The 18,587-nt window shown below is 41.7% G+C and carries 15 protein-coding genes; 1 reads left to right on the forward strand and 14 read right to left on the reverse strand.

What is annotated here, in order from left to right; all coding sequences use genetic code 11:
* Positions 1–21: 21 nt before the first annotated feature.
* The 5 genes from DWZ38_RS16605 to DWZ38_RS16625 form a co-directional block, all read right to left on the reverse strand.
* A complete protein-coding gene (locus tag DWZ38_RS16605) occupies positions 22–2,463 on the reverse strand; it encodes a hypothetical protein (RefSeq protein ID WP_117854236.1) in 2,442 nt (813 codons plus the stop codon).
* Positions 2,460–4,889 carry a glycoside hydrolase family 3 N-terminal domain-containing protein gene (locus tag DWZ38_RS16610; protein WP_117854237.1) on the reverse strand — a complete coding sequence of 810 codons (2,430 nt, stop codon included), beginning with the start codon at positions 4,887–4,889 and terminating at the stop codon, positions 2,460–2,462. Before DWZ38_RS16610 ends, DWZ38_RS16605 begins: the two co-directional genes overlap by 4 nt.
* The gene (locus DWZ38_RS16615; RefSeq protein WP_117854238.1) at positions 4,882–7,449 is read right to left on the reverse strand and encodes a family 78 glycoside hydrolase catalytic domain; all 2,568 of its coding nucleotides are present in this window, start codon (positions 7,447–7,449) and stop codon (positions 4,882–4,884) included. The genes DWZ38_RS16610 and DWZ38_RS16615 overlap by 8 nt, the downstream gene beginning before the upstream one ends.
* Positions 7,449–10,082 (reverse strand): glycoside hydrolase family 3 protein, encoded by a 2,634-nt coding sequence (locus DWZ38_RS16620; protein ID WP_117854239.1) that lies wholly within the window; start codon positions 10,080–10,082, stop codon positions 7,449–7,451. Before DWZ38_RS16620 ends, DWZ38_RS16615 begins: the two co-directional genes overlap by 1 nt.
* A gap of 99 nt (positions 10,083–10,181) precedes the next feature.
* Positions 10,182–11,600, reverse strand: coding sequence for an MFS transporter (locus DWZ38_RS16625; protein ID WP_226838046.1), 1,419 nt, complete (start codon positions 11,598–11,600; stop codon positions 10,182–10,184).
* A gap of 213 nt (positions 11,601–11,813) precedes the next feature.
* Here DWZ38_RS16625 and DWZ38_RS16630 point away from each other — a divergent pair, with 213 nt between their 5' ends.
* Positions 11,814–12,998, forward strand: coding sequence for a helix-turn-helix domain-containing protein (locus DWZ38_RS16630; RefSeq protein WP_117854240.1), 1,185 nt, complete (start codon positions 11,814–11,816; stop codon positions 12,996–12,998).
* A gap of 216 nt (positions 12,999–13,214) precedes the next feature.
* Here DWZ38_RS16630 and DWZ38_RS16635 read toward each other — a convergent pair whose 3' ends face one another.
* The 9 genes from DWZ38_RS16635 to DWZ38_RS16670 form a co-directional block, all read right to left on the reverse strand.
* The gene (locus tag DWZ38_RS16635) at positions 13,215–13,472 is read right to left on the reverse strand and encodes a hypothetical protein (protein WP_117854241.1); all 258 of its coding nucleotides are present in this window, start codon (positions 13,470–13,472) and stop codon (positions 13,215–13,217) included.
* A 1-nt stretch (position 13,473) separates the two neighbouring features.
* The gene (locus DWZ38_RS16640; protein WP_117854242.1) at positions 13,474–13,716 is read right to left on the reverse strand and encodes a hypothetical protein; all 243 of its coding nucleotides are present in this window, start codon (positions 13,714–13,716) and stop codon (positions 13,474–13,476) included.
* Positions 13,716–14,048: a hypothetical protein gene (locus DWZ38_RS16645; protein WP_178105358.1), complete on the reverse strand. Its 333-nt coding sequence runs from the start codon at positions 14,046–14,048 to the stop codon at positions 13,716–13,718. Before DWZ38_RS16645 ends, DWZ38_RS16640 begins: the two co-directional genes overlap by 1 nt.
* Positions 14,049–14,108: 60 nt before the next feature.
* Positions 14,109–14,798, reverse strand: a complete 690-nt coding sequence (locus DWZ38_RS16650) for a hypothetical protein (protein WP_117854244.1) — start codon at positions 14,796–14,798, stop codon at positions 14,109–14,111.
* A 13-nt stretch (positions 14,799–14,811) separates the two neighbouring features.
* Positions 14,812–15,489 (reverse strand): hypothetical protein, encoded by a 678-nt coding sequence (locus DWZ38_RS16655; RefSeq protein ID WP_147422335.1) that lies wholly within the window; start codon positions 15,487–15,489, stop codon positions 14,812–14,814.
* Positions 15,486–15,941, reverse strand: a complete 456-nt coding sequence (locus tag DWZ38_RS16660) for a zinc-finger-containing protein (RefSeq protein ID WP_117854246.1) — start codon at positions 15,939–15,941, stop codon at positions 15,486–15,488. The genes DWZ38_RS16655 and DWZ38_RS16660 overlap by 4 nt, the downstream gene beginning before the upstream one ends.
* An 88-nt stretch (positions 15,942–16,029) precedes the next feature.
* Positions 16,030–16,161 (reverse strand): hypothetical protein, encoded by a 132-nt coding sequence (locus DWZ38_RS23650; RefSeq protein ID WP_301331857.1) that lies wholly within the window; start codon positions 16,159–16,161, stop codon positions 16,030–16,032.
* A 4-nt stretch (positions 16,162–16,165) separates the two neighbouring features.
* Positions 16,166–16,996: a S1 RNA-binding domain-containing protein gene (locus DWZ38_RS16665; RefSeq protein WP_301331858.1), complete on the reverse strand. Its 831-nt coding sequence runs from the start codon at positions 16,994–16,996 to the stop codon at positions 16,166–16,168.
* Between the two features lie 262 nt (positions 16,997–17,258).
* A complete protein-coding gene (locus DWZ38_RS16670) occupies positions 17,259–18,044 on the reverse strand; it encodes a transglutaminase-like domain-containing protein (protein WP_117854247.1) in 786 nt (261 codons plus the stop codon).
* Positions 18,045–18,587: the final 543 nt, after the last annotated feature.

Genomic DNA, 18,587 nt, shown 5'->3' on the forward strand with positions numbered 1-18,587 from the left:
AGCAATTTCTCCTCGTATTTCTTATCTTTTTACAGTGAGATGATACTGAATTCCTGGAATCGTGCCATTTACCGCAAACTGTATCTCCCCATTTTCCTCTATTCCTTCAAGCTGTGCGATTACTTCTCCAACCGGACTTAGTACCTCAAGCTTGGCTTCTTTTGCCTGTACATAAATACAGCCTTCCAGTGTTTCTGCAAACAGCTTTCCTTTAAATTCTACAGCTGTAAATTCATATGGCATTCCGGGTATTTTCTGTCCAGGATAGTATCCGGTTTCATCCATCCCAGTCTCTCCCATTGCAGTAAGAATATATTCCTGCGCCTGATCAAGATTGTTTTCTTCTTTTGCGATAAAAGCCAACGTGATCCGTTTGTTTTCTGCTTTTACCTTTACCATATCAGATAACGAAATCAATTCTTTCGGTGCCCCGCTGTAATATCCACAATAAGGAGTCTGAACCGCATAGCAGGCATTTTCCGGATCAAATATAATTTCCCCGGTCTCAGATATTAATTTTCCATCAACATAGCCAGTTTCCTTTGGAATTACATCCCACTCCTTCATCGCCTGATCCATGATGCGCGCAAAATTTCTGTAATCTCCCTCTCCTGCAATCTTTGCAATATCATTAAACACAAGCGCCTGCTCCCCAAGATGAACGCCCTGCTCAATCAGCTTTGTTCCCTTAGCAGCTCTTTCCAGCCGGTTTTTATCTTCATATCTTCTTCCAATATCCCGGTACTTTGACCACGCATAATAAACACTGTGTTTTGCCTCAGATAATCTGGCTCCGTTTAAAAATCCTGCATTTACTGCAATATCTCCATTTCCCTGGTAGGTGTCACCAGAATCCAGAAATACGTTGCGCATTCCTGTTATATATGGGAAAAACATAGTCGGCATAGCATGAAACTCAGGCAGTGTTTTCAGATCATTCTGGGTATACACAATATCAACACAATGCTTAGCCTCAGATACCAGACCTTTCAGAAACATCGATGCCATAAATCCCCACTGACAGATCACCGCCGGGTCATTATACACATCAAAGATATTCCGGATTTCATCTGCCGGCTGATCATCCCAGTTCTCTGAGGTATGATGATTGTAAAGAATCAATCCATCCCAGTCATTCAGGCATGCATAGGCAACTGTCTGAACAAGTGCAGTGGAATGGAACATATGCTCACCATATTCGTTCCATTCGCTTAACATAAAAGGCTTTCCTTTTACGATTGCTACAGATGCCAGACTCAACAGGGTAGTTGCCATGGAACCAACGCCTCTCTGCCAGGTCAGAGGATTGGTGGATACATATTCTACCGGTCCATTTACCATATAAGTATTGTTCATATCAGGCAATAAAAGCGGATGATTGAAATAGCTGTTGTTTTCCATCAGATCTCCATCTGTATGTCCATACACATCAGCCGCCCCTGCGATCAGATTACTTGTAACGATCGGAACCTTAACTCCCAAAGAAATAAGATAATCCTTCATATCCCGGTAAAATTTCCGGTTCATATAAATACCAAACTCCATAAAATCTGCATATCTGGCCGGACTTTCTTCTGTATCCCAAGAACCATTAGGATCGTTAACCGGCTGATAAAAACCGCCTGCAATACCACGTACCGTTCCTGCTGCCGGATCTTCCTCTTCTCCTAGCGCACAGCAGCCTTCACAAGTCCATGCTTCTGCAAGTCTTTTTCTTGTATGATATTTCATTAACAGAAAATGGTTGAAACGAGACTGCACTTCATCCCTGTATGGCTTCATCTGCTCATCGGCATCAGCTCCCATGGCCCATTTGATTGCAGAATCCTCGTTGTTGATCTGAACTGTCACAACAGCCGGATCATCTGCAAGTGAGAGTCCTGTATAGGGATTTACATGACAAAGCAGCTCTTTTGCATATTCCTTCTGCAGCTCTATCATGCGCGCATTATAAATGGCATAACGTTTAATACAGGACGGTGCTCCCCCTGGATAATCCATTTCGTCACCTGGCTGAAATTCTCTTGCAACAATCAGGTCAACATGCAGATAAATTCCTTTTTCTTTTAATTTCGCAATAAAGTAATCAAAACGGTCCAGCCCTTCTGGATTGAATTTCCTGCTGTTTCCGTCTGCATAATCCAGAAGTGGGTTATTTACACAGCTGCTCCAGCTTCCAGGTTGCTCACCTACAGGCGCATCTGCTGCATGAAGACGAATCAGGTTTACTCCCATGCTTGCAAAACGCTCTGCCATTTTTTTCGCAGTTTCATGATCAGGCGTATTGGAACGTGCTGCCACATTAAAGCCAAGAAAACGGGCTCTTTTTCCATCTTCGAAATACAGATGTCCGTTTCTTGTCTCCACAAATCCGTGTTTTCCGGCAGGTGCGTCTAAAAGGTGAGAGTAATCCAGAATTCCCTTATTAGGTTCTGCTTTATGTATTCTTAAGTGTTGTCTCATGTTCTGTCTGCCTCCTTGTAAGCTTTTGCATAGAATCCCCTGTCTGTTCCTTCCAACCAGCCGTCTTCTGTAACCTTATACTCATCTTTCAAGCGAATATCCTGGGATGAACTTCCCACTTCCACAAGAAATGTTCCTTTTTCCACTTTCCACTGCATATTCATGTCCAAAAATGCCATCTGACTAGCCTTTACTTCGAATATAACTGTCTGCTTTTCTCCTGGCTCTAAAGTGATTCGCTTAAATCCTGCCAATTCTTTTACCGGTCTTGCCATACTTGCATAAAGATCTCTCAAATACAGCTGTACCACTTCATCGCCGACCCTGCTGCCCACGTTCTCTACATCCACTCTGATCTCAATTGTTTCAAAAGGGCCAATTTCCTTTTTGGAAAGTTTCAGGTCGGAATAGGAAAACTGTGTATAGGAAAGTCCGTGGCCGAAACAATATCTTGGTGTGTGTGGCAAATCCACATAATTGGCAAATCCGATGCTTCCAACCTGATCCCAGCAGGAATTGTACTGATGATTGTAATAAACAGGAATCTGTCCTGCATGATAAGCAGTTGTAACAGGCATTTTACCTCCTGGGTTATATTCTCCAAGCAATACGCTTACAACAGCCTCTGCTCCGGTTTCTGCCGGGCTCCATGCCTCCAGGATTCCATCCAGATACTTATCCGCAATATCACTTGAGATCGGTCTTCCGTCAAAATGTACTCCGACCATTGGCTTGCCAAATGCAGCTGCACGTTTTATAAATTCGTCCTGTCCTTTTGGCAGATTAATATTGCTTCCATCTACACCTTCTCCCATAGAAGACATGGAGCAGGTTCCGTGTTTGCCTCCTAATGTAAGGATTACCAGATCTGCCTCTTTTATCTTTTCCAAGGCTTCCTCAAAATGGGATTCATCTTCTCCTGCAATATAATAACCATAAGAATAGCTTACCTCTACATCTGGCAGCTTTTCCCGCAGTTCTTCTAAAAGGCTTCTGCAATCCGGCTTCTGCCTTCTCAGGATCTGATCAAACTCCTCTGTTTCATCTGACTGGATATTCGTTCCTGGAACTGTTTTGATTTCCTCTGGTTTTGCAACTTTTACCCCACTGACTCCTGCAATGGAATTCGCTATGGCATAAGTGGATTCCATCATGCACATATGGGTATATCCACCAAAAAACTTTCTTGCACAGTCTGCATGAGGACCGATTACTGCTATTTTTTTTACGTCGGAGCCAATTGGCAATACTCCGTTATTCTTCAGAAGGACCAGCGATTCTTTCGCGGACTGCAGGGATACTTCTCTGTCTGTCTTCTGGGAAAATACACCTTTTAACTCCTCTCCCTGCAAAGAAAACGGATGTTCAAATAAGCCCATACGGAACTTTGCAGTCAGCACACGCAATACAGCCCGGTTAAGTGCACTGATATCGGCTTTTCCAGTCCGGAACTTTTCCAGAAACTTCTCTCCAAATCCACTTGGATTCGGAAGTTCCATATCCATTCCGGCTTTCAGGCAAAGCAGTCCGGCATCTTCCAGCGTCTCTCCAACATGCTGGGAGCCATGGGTATTACCAACTGCACCATAGTCACTGATGCAAAGTCCCTGAAATCCCATTTCATCTCTAAGAAGCTTTGTCAGAAGTCCATAAGATGCAGATACCGGTTCCCCATTCACAGTGCAGTAACAAGGCATGATTCCCAGAAGGTCAGACTCCTGGATTGCAGCCTGAAATGGTTTTCCATAAATTTCTTCCAGAAGTCTTGGCGGTGTATCACTGACAGCTCCGTGGATTCCTCCATTGGAATTATGGAAGGCCAGAAAATGTTTGGCAACACTTTCTGTTTTTCTTCCTGCTGTTTCCTTTTTCTGTATTCCTTTTGTATATGCAGCTCCCATTGCAGAAGCAAGGGCCGGATCTTCCCCATAGGTTTCTCCCTGGCGTCCCATACGGGAATCTCTGGAGATATCCAGAACAGGCGCTAATATGTGGGTAATTCCGCAGGCAGCTTCCTGCCGGCTTACAATTTCTGCGATCTTTTCTTCCACTTCCGGATCAAATCCGGCACCACGTCCGATACCTGCCGGAAAGCTGGTGGAATCCTGAATAAATGGGCCGCATAAGCCTTCCATGTGAAAAATTGCAGGAATGTGATGTTCACTGTTTTCCATTACAATTTCCTGGACTTTTTTCTGCCACGCCGCAACTTCTTCCAATGTCTCCATCCGCCGCATTTCCAATGTGCTTACTTCTCCAATACCATGCGGTACTCTTTTTGAAATTCCGTCAAAATCTTTATATTCTTCGTCAAAAGGAAAAACACCGGTCAGCTGTGCTGCTTTTTCTTCCAGACTCATTTCTTCCAGCAGTGCCTTAGCTCTTTTCTCAGGTGCCAGTGATGCGTTTAAGTATTCTTTACTCATGCTTGTTCTCCATTATCACATATTCATATTTACCGTAGTCTGCTTCATGACAGCTGCCATCTGGCAGTAAAATTTCTGCATGGGCATTCGCCGGGATTTCTACTTTTATTCTGCAGTTTTCTCCCTCATACTCCCAGGAAGATTTAATTTTTCCAAAAGGTGAATCGTAAGATGCTTTCACATATCCAATCTGCCTGTCAGGATAGGGCTGAATCCTGATTTTTCCTTTTTCCACCCGTATTCCGGCAACACGATCCATCAGCCAGCCGGCAAAAGTTCCGAAAGAATAGTGATTCATGGAATCTTTCGGTTCTCTTCCTGCTTCCATACCTTTCCAGTTTTCCCAGACTGTAGTTGCATCATACTTCAGCTGATACAGCCACCCCGGATATGTGTCCTGAAGCATAAGCTTCCATGCCGTATCTCCATGACCATAATCAGTCAGCACATGAAGCAGTTCATATGTGCTTAAAAATCCGGTATTCAGATGAAATCCGTTTTTCACGATCATTTCATTCAGCTCATCACAGGCAATCTTTTTTTCTTCCTCTGAAAGCATGTCAAACATGATCGCGTGAACATAATCGCACTGTCTTTTCTGCTTCATATGTCCATTTTCCATACAAACTTCCCGGTAGGCCAGTTTGGTAAACTTTCTCATTTCACTATAGAATTCTGCTTCTTTCTGGTATCCAAGAGCTTTTGCCATTTCTGAGGCGATATAGCAGCCGTAAGATAAATGTGAAGTGCAGACTTCCGGTGCACCATGTTCATAAATATCTCTCAGGTAAGTTCCACCTGGATCTTCTGTGTTTATAAATCCGTTCCAGTCCGGTTCGATCCATTCTCCCCAATGCCAGCCTGTATCCAGCAGATAAGAACTATACTTTTCGTTTTTCCCTTTTTTTCTTCCAGGATTGTCCTTTTTTGCACGTTCCAGACAATAAGCCAACCATTCCTTTACTTTTTCATAATTTTCTGCAAGTATTTCTGGATTATTGTAACGAAGATACATTCTCCATGGAATCAGATCTATGGCATCACTCCATCCAGCCGCACCGTCAAACAAATGTCCCTGTGATGCCGGAGCTGTCTGGCTGATACAACCACCTTCCAGTTGTACTTCCCTTAATTCACTTAAAAATTTCCGATATACCGGATAGCATTCCATCAGGTACATTCCTGTGTTTACAAATACCTGGGCATCGCCTGTGAAGCCGGTTCTCTCCCTTGTAGGACAATCAGTAGGAATTTCAAGGAAATTCCCTTTCATGCTCCACACTGCATTTGAAAACAGCTGATTGATTCCCGGATGTCCACATTCAAATTTTCCTGTCTGTGGCATATCTGAATAAACAGCAATTGCGGTAAAATTCTTTTCTGTCACTTTTACATCTGTTATAGCCTTAATATAGCGGAAACCAAATATGGATTTTTCCGGCTTATACTCATTCCAGCCTTCTTTACAAATGTATTTTACACATTGCTCTACCCGGTGCTCTGGTGCCTGGAAATTTTCCTGCGTAAAATTGCCATTCTGATCCAGACACTCTCCATGATAAAGCGTAATGCACTGTCCTGCCTGTGCATAAAATCCAAACTTCACGTAACCAGCTATGTTCTGACCAAAATCAATAACAACCTCTCCATTAGGTGTATGAATCTGCTTGCCTGTATAGTTTTCTTTTTCAACTACATCAAAGCTATTGGAACAAACCAGGTTTTCATAGCCGAATTGTTTTTCTGTTACCGGATGCCATTCACAGATGTTTTCTTTTCTTGCATCATAACACTCGCCCTGCATCAGATCATTTAACCCAAGCGGTCCCTCCTGGGATGCACTCCAGCTTTTATCACTTATCAGAACTGTTTTTCTATCAATTTCCAGCTGACACAGAATTGCCAGATCTGTCCCAAAGCTATTTCGTACTCCACCGTATCCAGTATCGCCTCGCCACCAGCCATCTCCAACTGTAACAAGAATTTCATTTTTTCCGACGTTTAAAAGCCCACTCACATCGTATGTCTGATATTGAAGTCTGGCATTATACTGACTTGTACCAGGGGCAAGAATAAAATCACTGGCTTTTTTCCCATTTATATACGCATTATAAATACCATGGGCAGTTATATAGAGTCTGGCATTTCCGGAATTCTCTACCAGAAATTCTTTTTTCAGATAACTGGCAGGCTGTCTTTCCTCTGGTTCATGAAAAAGTTCCGGATCAATCCATTCTGCCACCCAGTCTTTTTCATCCAGAAGTCCTATTTCAAAGCTGCTTTTTTCGCTCCATTCTCCACAGATATCCTTTTCATCCCATAAACGGACTTTCCAGGTCACCTGACTGCGGCTTTTTAATTTTCCTTGATATTTATGATCCATTACAGAAGATCTGACTTTTCCAGTGTCATATATCTCCTGACCATCCACACTGGCTTTTACCTGATAGGCCGTCTGTGTCTTTGCTTCTTGTACTTTCCATAACAATTTTGGTGAAACAATATCTATAGTTGGATTACCTGTTAAGTATTCAATTTTCAAATCCGTTGCTTTTATCATTATGACTCCTCAGTGTAGGTATTGCTTTTTGCTATGATCCGTAAAATTCTTTCTGCACATCCACGTAATTCTTCCAGTGTAATCGGATATTTTACAGTTCCCTCTTCTGCATCAACAGATGCAAGTATTTCCTCTACGTCCTCTTTGCTTCCCGGCATAAGCAGGTCATTTCCTGCCTTGATGCAGGCTGCCGCGTTGGAAGGTCCATATAAAGGCATTCTGCCTTCCAGATCCGGTTTGGGCTCTGCGGTAGTACCCCAGTCAGTCATAATCAGCCCTTCAAAGCCCCACTCCTGACGTGCAGCTTTTGTTAAAAGATCTACCGAATTCGCAGTATGAATTCCATTCAACATATTGTAAGATGACATCAAGGCCAACGGCTGTGCTTTTCTGATTGCGATTTCAAATCCTTTCAAGTAAATTTCACGCAGAGTGCGTTCTGTCACGTGACTATTATTGTATGCCCTGTTATCTTCCAGATTGTTACATGCGAAATGTTTAATTGTAGTACCAGCTCCAGGGTGAGACTGAACGCCTTGGGTCTCAGCAGCTGCACAAATACCGGAAATAAGCGGATCTTCAGAATAATATTCGAAGTTTCTTCCACACAAAGGATTTCTCTGGATATTCATTCCCGGTGCCAGCCAAAGCATGATTCCAAATTCTTTCATTTCGGAACCGACAATATCTCCTGCTTCGTAAAGAGCCTCTTTATCCCAGGTCTGTGCCAGCAAAGTTGCTGTAGGAATTCCAGTGCAATACTGATAATAAGTAACTTCCTTCTCTTTCAAAGGCCGATTATCCTGTTTCATAAAAATATCCATAAAATCATTTCCAAGGGCTGGTTTCTGCCAAGTCACATTCTGACCGTCATCCACTGTAAAGATTGGTGACAACCGCAAACCAGCAGGTCCGTCAGCCAGAATAATATTATGTATATTTCTGCTTTTAATAAGACTTGAAGTCGTTTCTCCTGCAGCTCCAGGGCAGGCTCTGCTTGCCGCCCCTATTGTCGAAGTTTCTTCTTCACCGCCTCTTGCTGTTCCAACACATAATGCAGTCAGTTCTTCTTTTGTTAACTGCTGTACCAGATCGTACAGACTGCATTTTCCAGAGAGCACATCTTCCATTCTGTAGATTTGAGATGCTTGAATTTCCGTTTTCTTGTCAGGAACCTGTTCTGATTTTTTTATTTGTTTTTCCAGACAATTGTCATTTTTCTTTTTTGTCAGAAAACTTTCTACAAACAAATCTGGAGCATTCTTGATTTCTTTTTCTTCTTCCGGATATGAATAAAACAGCGTTTTATCCCCATGGATGCATTCCATTTCACAATCCAGCGGCAATAATTTTTCCAGTTTCTGATAGATACATTCTTTTTCCAGGTGAATAACTCCGGTCACCTTTGTTGCTCTGGAATGTTCTCCTACACGGATAATATAGCTGCCTTTCTCCCAGATCCACGCTTCCTGTTTCTCATCATAAGAAGCCATCCGGCTTACCGGAAAGGAAATCGTCATATTCTCACTCTCACCAGGCTGTAGGCATTTTGTTTTTGCATAAGCTGCCAGTTCCTGATAAGGCTTTTCCAGCCGTCCATCCGGTTCTGATATATAAATCTGCACTACTTCCCTTCCAGAATATTCTTTTCCTGCATTCGTAACCTGTACATTTAATACGATTTCAGAATTTTTAAGTAAAATATCCTTTGTTTCAACCAAAAATGTAGTATAAGATTTTCCATATCCAAATGGATATGCCGGAACTTTTCCAAAAGAATCAAACCAACGGTACCCCACATAAATTCCTTCTGTATAATATTCATCATCCCGGTTTCCGTTCCTATATCCAAATGTATCTGCATTGGGATAATCTTCATATTCTTTTGCCCAGGTCGCTGCCAGATGTCCACAGGGATTTACTTTTCCACTCAAAACATCTGCAAGTGCATCTCCCCCTGAGCTGCCAGCCTGTCCCATCAGAACAACAGCTGAAATATTGGACAGCTCATGGAAAAAGGAAGTATCAATCACGCCGCCAATGTTCAGTACAACAATAACGTGACTGTAATGGCTGCACAGAGTAGTCAAAAACTCTTTCTCTTCCTGATGCAGCTGATAGTCACCAGGCTCATTTCTTCTGTCTGCACCTTCACCGGAATTTCTTGCAAGTACATAAATTGCAATATCCTGGTCTGCCTTGGAAAAATCATTTTCTTCTGTAGGAATCGTCAAAGGGTTCCGATGGGCAAACATCGCCCAGAATGCCAGTTCCGGAGAATCGGCATATTTTTGCTGCATTTTTTCCTTATAAGCTTCTTTCTTCTGCACTGCCGCAGCATCGTATCTGTCCAGCCACGCTTTCGTGGTAATGACAGCACCTGCGTGCTCCAGCCCTTGTTCTACAGAACTGACTTCTCTTGCATTCACTTCTCCTGAGCCAGTTCCACCTGAGACGGTATGTCTGGCACCATTTCCAAACAAAGCGATTTTTGCTTCTTTTAACTTGAGCGGCAGAATACCGTTATTCTCCAGCAAAACCATTCCTTCTGCTGCAATCAGGCGACTTCTGTTTCTGTTTTCGATTTCGCGTCGGCTTACATCCGGCGAAACTGCTGCGTAAATTTTTTTCATGCCCAACACTCCAGATTCTAATTGTAAATTATGGATTTATACTTTACGACTGATGCTATGCTAATTGGTGTTTGTTACCAGTGAACAGTAACTGCTGTTTTACTGCTCAGTGCTTTTCTGGCTGCGTCTTCTCGCCAGTTCTTCATGAATCGCCGGAAGCTTTTCTTCCAGATCAAAGAACCGGAACAATACAAATAATCCAAGATTGATAATCAGTGGAAGATAGTTTGAAAATGCATAAATTGCATATCTCATAGAAGTAGTTGCCACTTCCAGATCCGGATTGTAAGCGCCCAATGCCAGACAAGCTGTAAGGATTACAGAACCTACACCGGAACCGATCTTGGTTCCAATTCCAATTGCACCTGATGAAACACCTACCATTTTGTTGTAGTATGTATATTCGTTGTAATCGATAACCATAGCCAGAAGAACTCCGTACAGACACATCAGCGGAATCTGAACAAAGCTTCCGATTACACTGACTGCAATATATACCTTAAAATTAGTCGGGATAATACAACGAATTAAAGCAGTAAATGCAGCTCCCAGTACACCGAAATCAATTGTTTTACGAACTCCCAGTTTTGCAATAATCGGTTTCGACACGACAAAACCAACAAGAGTGGCAAAAAATCCCAGGGCTCCAGCAAGTGCTACCAGATTATCATTTCCGAAAATCCATTTACAGTAATAAGTACCAGATGTAGCAGCAATTGAATTTGTGATCTGTGTGATCAGATTAAAAAGTATTAAAATAACCCAATATTTATTTTTAAACAACATTGGAATAGATTTCTTTAACGGAATTGCTTCTTCCTCATCCTGACTATCATTTTCACTAACTTCATCTACAAGTTTCGCTTTGCGACCGTTCATATAACAGATAGAAAGCATTAACAGAACCAGAAGCGCCATAATAAAACCATATTTTATCCATGCATTCTGATTGCCGCCCAGGGCATTTGTAATCGGAATTGTAAGAATCGCGATTACCATTCCAGAGCCATATGCACCAACAGCCCTGCATACACCCATACTTTCACGTTCGCTCTGGCTGTTTGTTCTGACAACCATAACAGCAGACATTGGAGTTCCCATCAGGGTTCCGCATACTGCTGACAAAAGAATGTTTGTCACACATGCATATATCAGTGCAGGAATCTGTCCTGCCTTAATTGGTACGCAGAACAGTAATGCTGCCAGAATGGAATATGGAACCATCATTCTTAAAATCCAACGATAGTATTTTCTATTTCCACCTTTGGAGTGATCGATTATATTTCCAAACCACAGATCCGTCACTGCATCTACAATCTTTGCGATCAGCATTACAATACCAATGCCGCCAACAGCCAAACCCACCTTATCCGTATAGAAATAAGTAAGCTGGCCAATCAGATTGGCTACCAGATTCATGCCAAACTGCCCTGACATATCTGCAAGATAATCACGTTTGCGCATCATTTTCTGCACACCATTTCGGTCAACTCCCAGACCGCGTTTTTCTTTTCTCATGTTTTCTTCTCCTTTTTGTATCTAATACTTTTATAGCTACCAGGGATCAGTAACTTTTTATACCTCAACTTTATCATTCTTAGTTTTTTCTGTATTGTAATTTAAGGTTTTATATTGTAAAATTCAACATATAATTTCAGATTTTTAACATTAACAAGCCCCCAAAAATACTGTCAAATATAGATTTAGAAAAACTTGAGGAGATGCTTTCATATGAATTATGTATCTTTTTGCAGAATGTATTTTTCTGTTACCCATATTCCAGTCAGTCTTATGAAAAAGAACGAAGCCATTTATTCTTCTATTGGTGAAGTATGTTCCGTAAAGGCTGCGCGTTATTGGGAAATGGCACCGATTGATGACACCCCTAATTTTTACCGATATTCACCAGATATTGAATATGGAGTTGTCCATATCCTTGGAACCGATTACGCAATTGTTCTCGGACCAGCTTTTAGTGTTCCGGTTACTTCTGAAATTATCAGAACTTATATGCATGAAAATGCCATTGCATTGGAATACCAAGAGGCAGTCGCAGAATTTCTCTGTACTATCCCGCGAATTACTTACCAGCAATTTTCCAGACATCTCGCATTAATTCACCTATGTCTGAATCAAAAAGAAATAAGTGTCCAGGATCTTTTTCAACAGGACAATGAGCACGTGAGAAAACGTGAAGAACAGAACGTCAACGAAATTGCCAATAATATCGAGAATAATAATTTACACGACTCCTACTATTTTGAGCAGGAATTATATCAAGCAGTAAAAGAAGGAAACCCTGTCAAACTAGATCATTTTTTGAACACAAACAAGTTTCAATCCATAGAGGGAAAAATGGCCAACACGCCTTTGCGCCATGCAAAAAATCTATTTATCGCGACAACAACAAAAGTGGGAATGCTTGGTGCCATTCCAGGCGGTCTGGATATTGAAAAGACCTATCAGCTTATGGATCTATATATTCAGGAATGTGAACGACTGCAGACGATCAGTGATGTAAAATCCCTCCAGTATTCCATGATACAGGATTTCTGCCACCATACAGCTAATACTCATATTCCAGAAGGAATTTCCTCTGAAATATACAACTGTATGAGCTACATCCGCTGCCACACCAACGAAAATCTAAGTATTGAAGATATCGCAAAACAGATTCATCGCAGCAGTTCCTACACCATGAAGCATTTTAAAGAAGAACTTGGAATTAATATAGGGGCATACATTGTCCGCTGTAAGCTGGAAGATGCCAAGGGACTGTTGACTTATAGTGATAAAAGCCTGACTGAGATTTCGAACTATCTTTGTTTTTCCAGCCAGTCTTATTTTCAGAATGTTTTTAAGAAAAAATATGGGCTGACACCTTTACAGTATAGAAAAAAGACACAACATATATAAAAAATTTTTCACCATCTTAGAAATTAATGATAATTTTTTTCAGCTAGTTTATCATTTTCGTAACGTCACGAAAATGTCTCAAACTACATAATAACCTATAAAATATAAAAAGGCTGCTTCTTATAAAGATATCCCTTAGTCAAATTGGATTTCTTTATTTTCAAACAGCCTTTTAATAAATTGTGAACTTCCAGAAATTTTACAACTAAATCCAGCCTATATCCATTCATCGGCATTCCGAATCAAGTCAATGATTTCATCCAATGAACGCTCACTTTCCACGTATACATCATACAACGCCTGTTTTGCCCTCTCGATTTTCCGTTCCGGGTGTCGTTCATCCAGCAGTGTGGAAAGCTCCTCAGCAAGAACACTATATTCCTTATGTTTTTTAATTACTTTTTCCTGAAGTCTTTCTATTTTTCTGTCCAGAGCTTCTATGTGTTTCCTTTCTTCCTGCTCCTGTTTTTCCATGTCATTCTTCCTCTCTACTGTCGGTATCCGTTTTTCCTTGTATAAAACTGAGGATCTCCTCATAGCTTTTTTCGCTTCCTGCAATAGCTTTTAAAATTTCTTCATTCAAAATCGCTTTTTTCTTTTTATGCAGGTCTTCCAGTTCCGCTGTCAGGCGGTCATTCTGTTCACGGTTCCGGCTGATTGCCCTCTCTGTTTTTGCTATTTTCTGTTCAAGTGTTTCCCTGTTCATGTTTCTTGCCATCACTGTACTCCCTTCAAGATTCTGCTGATATTTTCTGCACGGTATTTCACATAATTCCAATCCATGTCAAAAGCACTTAAGATCACTTTCTGGGTTTTGGTTACTGCATGATCAAGCCGGTACACCTTATCCAGCTGGCGTGTCATCTCGATCTTTTCCAGTTCCACGATTTCATAGGCACCTGTTGCTGCCAGGTAAAAGACATATCCGGCATATCCAAATCCACATAGCACCAGATAAATGGTCCATAGTACAAACCCGGTGGATTTTTCCGCCATTCCAAATGTACATCCGCAATATAAAATAACCAGGCAGATCAAAACAGTGTTCACAATCCGTTTCTGAAAAAGCCAGGAATCCTTTCATACCCGATCTGGATTTTTTCCAGGTTCTCATACAACTGCTGCCATCCTTTCTTTTGCTTCAAGTCCGCCTTCCTCTCTGATACAGCTAATCACAAGCTGTTTCTTTTTGTACAGGGAAACTAAAATGCGTAAATACTCCTGGCTGACCTGTTCTAAAATCTCCTCTTTTTGTTTTTCTGCTACCGGAACCTTTTGAGTTTCTTTTTGTAGGCTGCATAAATGATCGGAAATGGTTCCATTTTTCACGATCTGGGTAAAGACCTTGTGTTCTTCATAAGAAAATGTAGGCTTTTGAAATGCACGAAGGGCAAACTTTATTCCTTTTCCCATGGCCAGGCTGTCGGTAAAGTTTCGCATCCGGTCAGAAAAAGAATAACAGATTGGCTTCAGTACTGCCCTTTGAAAAAGGAAAAACAGTGCTTCTTCTTTTGTCTCTCCCTCGCATCTGGCTACCAAGCCGCGCCGTACCAGACGGTTTAAGCAAAAACGAAAATCCTCTTCATCCGCCCATTCCATCGCCTTTTCTTTTCCAAGGGCAATACATAAAAGCCGGTACATCTGGGAGTGTACATTTGCCTCTTCGCATACCGACCAGGTAAGGGCGGCCCAAATCATGGTCTCCATCTCAGAGAGTACCTTTTCCTGCTCCCCAACCCGTACCACAAACCTTCCGGAGTCTTCTTCCACCCGGTTTCCCACTGCTGTATAAAAAATCATTTAAAGTTCCTCCTTAAAACAGCTTCATCACTTCCAGAAGTTTTGGAACCACATAGCCAAGAAAAAGGGCTGCCAGCAGACACATTCCCGTATTTGGCTTTCGAAGGTTCCTGACCTCCTGGTTTTTGGTTCCGATAATCCGCACCCTGCCAGGAACATTCCACCGGAGCTTTCGGTAAAAATGGATAAAATCCTCATGGTCAAACCCAAAAGATCGGACACAGAAGATATTTCGCTTTTGCTCTTCATCATCCAATAGAAAAAAGCTCTCCCGTTCCTGATCCGTTTCTCTTAACACAACATAAAACTCCGGGATTCCACGACGGCTCCCTTCCACGATCTTGTCTATTTCCGGATAAAAAATACGGCAGGACTCATATCTTCCATTTTTCTCCGGCTGGCAGACGGCAAGGCTATCTGGTTCCAGTTCCATATAACAGTATTCCGATTCCATGATTCGTCTGCTGATGCCGGCAGTCTGCCGCAAAAGAAATATGATACTAAGAGCCAGTGCCACACACAAATAGGCAAGATCCCAGGCCCTTATTCGAAAGATGAAAAAATAAAGCGCGATTCCCTCCAAAAAGCTGCCAAGTCCAATCAGAACTGAAAACCACTCTTTTAGATCCATTAAATGGTAAACTTCATCTTCTTTTGCCTGCAAACGCACCTGATACCTCCTTTCTTTCATGCAGCAAACTTATTTTCCTCATAGGAAACCGTTTCGATTTTTATTTTGTTTTGTTCCATAAGTTTTTTGCATTCCCGAATGGTTTCTTCACATCGAAAATAAGAAAATTTTCCGATATGCATTTCTGTTTCTGAAAGGCAGAGCCGGTTCTGCAGCCAGATATAAAGCCCATGTTTGGTCATAACCCCTGCGTTTATCACTTCGTTTAACGCCCGGTGTGCTTCGATCCGCTTGTGGCGAAGATTCCCATCTGCCAAGGTTCCCATAGGACTCAGGCTCTTTTTGTGAACTCCTATGTAGGAATCACATGCTGGATACCCGCCACAGACATACAGATAATTTTCCGGATCCAGGTTCCTCTCCCCATACACGTACATTGCAGGGCGGAGTACTGCCTGCCGTCCACAATAAGGACAATACAGTCTGTTGTCCTGTTTTTTCTTTTTTCTCATGTTGCACCAGCTCCTTTCCTGTTTGAGCCGATTGTAGAAAAATCGCTTTTTCTGTGTCAATAGGATTTCATTACTTTTTTAAACTTTTTCAGACACAGCGTTTGATTAGTCGTGTAATAATTCCCTCTGCCACCTCATAATTGTCATTGATACGCGTCACCACCAGCCCGATCTTGTCTCCTTTGGATGGAAGGGTGGTCATGTTGCAACTATGTGCCACTGCATTAACTCCGATATCCAGGCGCATAAAAAAAATAGGTTCCTTTATAAACTTCTGTAATGATACCTGTATACTTGCCCTGACGGTGGCATTTCCGCAAATTGTCCTTGTTGGTATTGGCCGTCGGGCTTTTGGCATCCACTTCCACGCGAATCTGGTCTACCGAATCCACTTCCACCTTGTTTACCATAACAAGGACCAGATCTTCCACCTGGAATTTTTCTCCGGCATCCCCCATCCATTCCCAGGCCATATCCCTTGCGCGGACGGAAACTTCCACGCCAAACACTTCCAGGCGGACTGCCTTTGGTGCAACCGCAATGACTCTTGCCTCTACGATCCTGCCCGGATACAAAAGAGGCTTTTCCCCTGTTTCCCCAAAGTAGAATGTTTGTCTTTTCCGGAGCATGGCATCTTTTCTGGAAGCCACCACGCTGCGGCTTTTGGCATCCAGATCCTTGATGATAAAATCAATGTCACAGCCAAGCATGTTGTTGGCAATCCGGACCTGGCGGTTTAAGGTATCTGCGTTTTCCCGACCATCCCCGCTTAAGTTAATCATCATTTCATTCATGGGGATGATGATACGGAAACCGTTGTAATAGGTAACCGCAACCATCCAACCGCTTTCCAGCTTTTCAATGCCGCCAAGCTGCCCGGTCAGAACCTTTCTGGTACGATGTGCATTTAACAGTTGGTGCCATCTGGCATCTTCCTGCTCTTCCATGCTTTCCACCTGTGCATCCACATCAATGGTAAGCACCCCTTCGTAAGCGGCCCGGGGTATTTCTTTTTCTGTGGCTTCCTCTGCAAGTGCTCTTTTTGTGTTATCCATGTAAACCCTCCTATTAGTAATACGATTAAAAAGGCACAAAAATAGCAGCCTGTGCGTAACAAGCTGCTAATTGTGCCTTCTTTTTACAAATACCATTCTATAATGGATGGAATCGGAAGTCAATGTTATAGAGGTTGCAATAAAGTCGCATTTTGGTCGTAAATTGCATTCTCCTTCATTATTTAACACGCGTCGGTTTCATTTCCAGATTTCTTCACTTCTGTAGAATTGTATCCTGTCTGTTTTTTGATGTCCGAATCTTTTATTCCTCTTCTTCCATCACAAATTTAAACACCAGCTGCTCCTTATTTTTATTTTCTTTCAGAAGTGATTTCCGAATTCCGGTTGTATCTGCGAAGGTTCCCCCATAAGCATCCACCTTAATCCATTTTCCATTTGCCTTTATTTCATTCCACTGATGCGTCCAGCTTCCTGCATTCACATGTCTTACCGGAATACCTGCTGCCTCACAGAGTAATTTGTATGCCCTTGCATAGCCGGAACAGGCCGCCTTTTTCAAAATTAATGCCGCATAAGCTTCATTTCCGTAATTCTTTTTATAAGCTTCTGTAGACTGATTAAGTTGCCAGCAACAATGCTCAGTCAGATACTGAAATAGAACAAAGGCACGTTCTTTCGTATTCAGATTGGAAATTACATATTTCTTTACAATTTTCCTTGCTTCCTTTTTCGCTAGATTTAATCTCTGAGCATTACTTGGTTCCTTCACTGTAACTTTGCATTTCAAAGTTTGTTTTCCAACCTTTGCATAAATCACTGTCGTTCCTTTCTTTTTCCCTTTTATCTTCCCAGAAGAAGAAACAGACGCGACCGCCTTTTTGGAACTACTCCATTTTACTTTCTTTTTGCTGCCAGTTACTTTTAATGTTTCCGTACAACCTTTATATACGGTAACTTTTGTTTTGTTAAGTTTTAGCTTTGCCGCCTGAACATTGACGGTTCCCATACTGATGCTAAGTAACAATACTGCCAGGATCCATCCCCATAAGATTCTTCTTTTCTTTTGCTGTAACTGTTTTTCTTTCATTGGTAACCCTCCATTTTTTGATTATCCTCTGGTTTCTACTGCGAGTGTAGCAAGTTGGTTCTTTTAGTTTCAATAGGATTTTGGAAAAAAATAAACTTTTTAATAGAAAAAGAGTACGAAAAGGAATTTCCAAAAGGGAACTCACTTTTTGTACTCTTTCTGCAAATTTTATTTTATAATATTTCAAATTTTGAAGCAATTTCTTTTTTGTAGAAATAAGAATGCAATTTTAACACATATCACTTCCAGAATAATCTCTATTTATTCCAGAAATTTTATGATTCCTTGGATACAGTTTGTATTCCAAATAGCTTCCATACAAGCTTTACTCGTTTCTTAACAAGCTTTCGAAATATATGCCACGCTCATGATGGCAAGCAGTATCGATAAAAGAAAATTTCGCAAAATATCTCCAGCGTGGTACTGATACGGCGATACAATCTGGAAGCAAATACAATCCCTTGCATTAGATAATTCTGTTTCTTTGACACCCAGCACCCTTTTTTCTTTATAAAATTCATCTTCAACTCCTCTTTAAATGAA

It is taken from the genome of Ruminococcus sp. AF31-8BH (assembly GCF_003460605.1).
Classification (GTDB): domain Bacteria; phylum Bacillota; class Clostridia; order Lachnospirales; family Lachnospiraceae; genus Blautia_A; species Blautia_A acetigignens.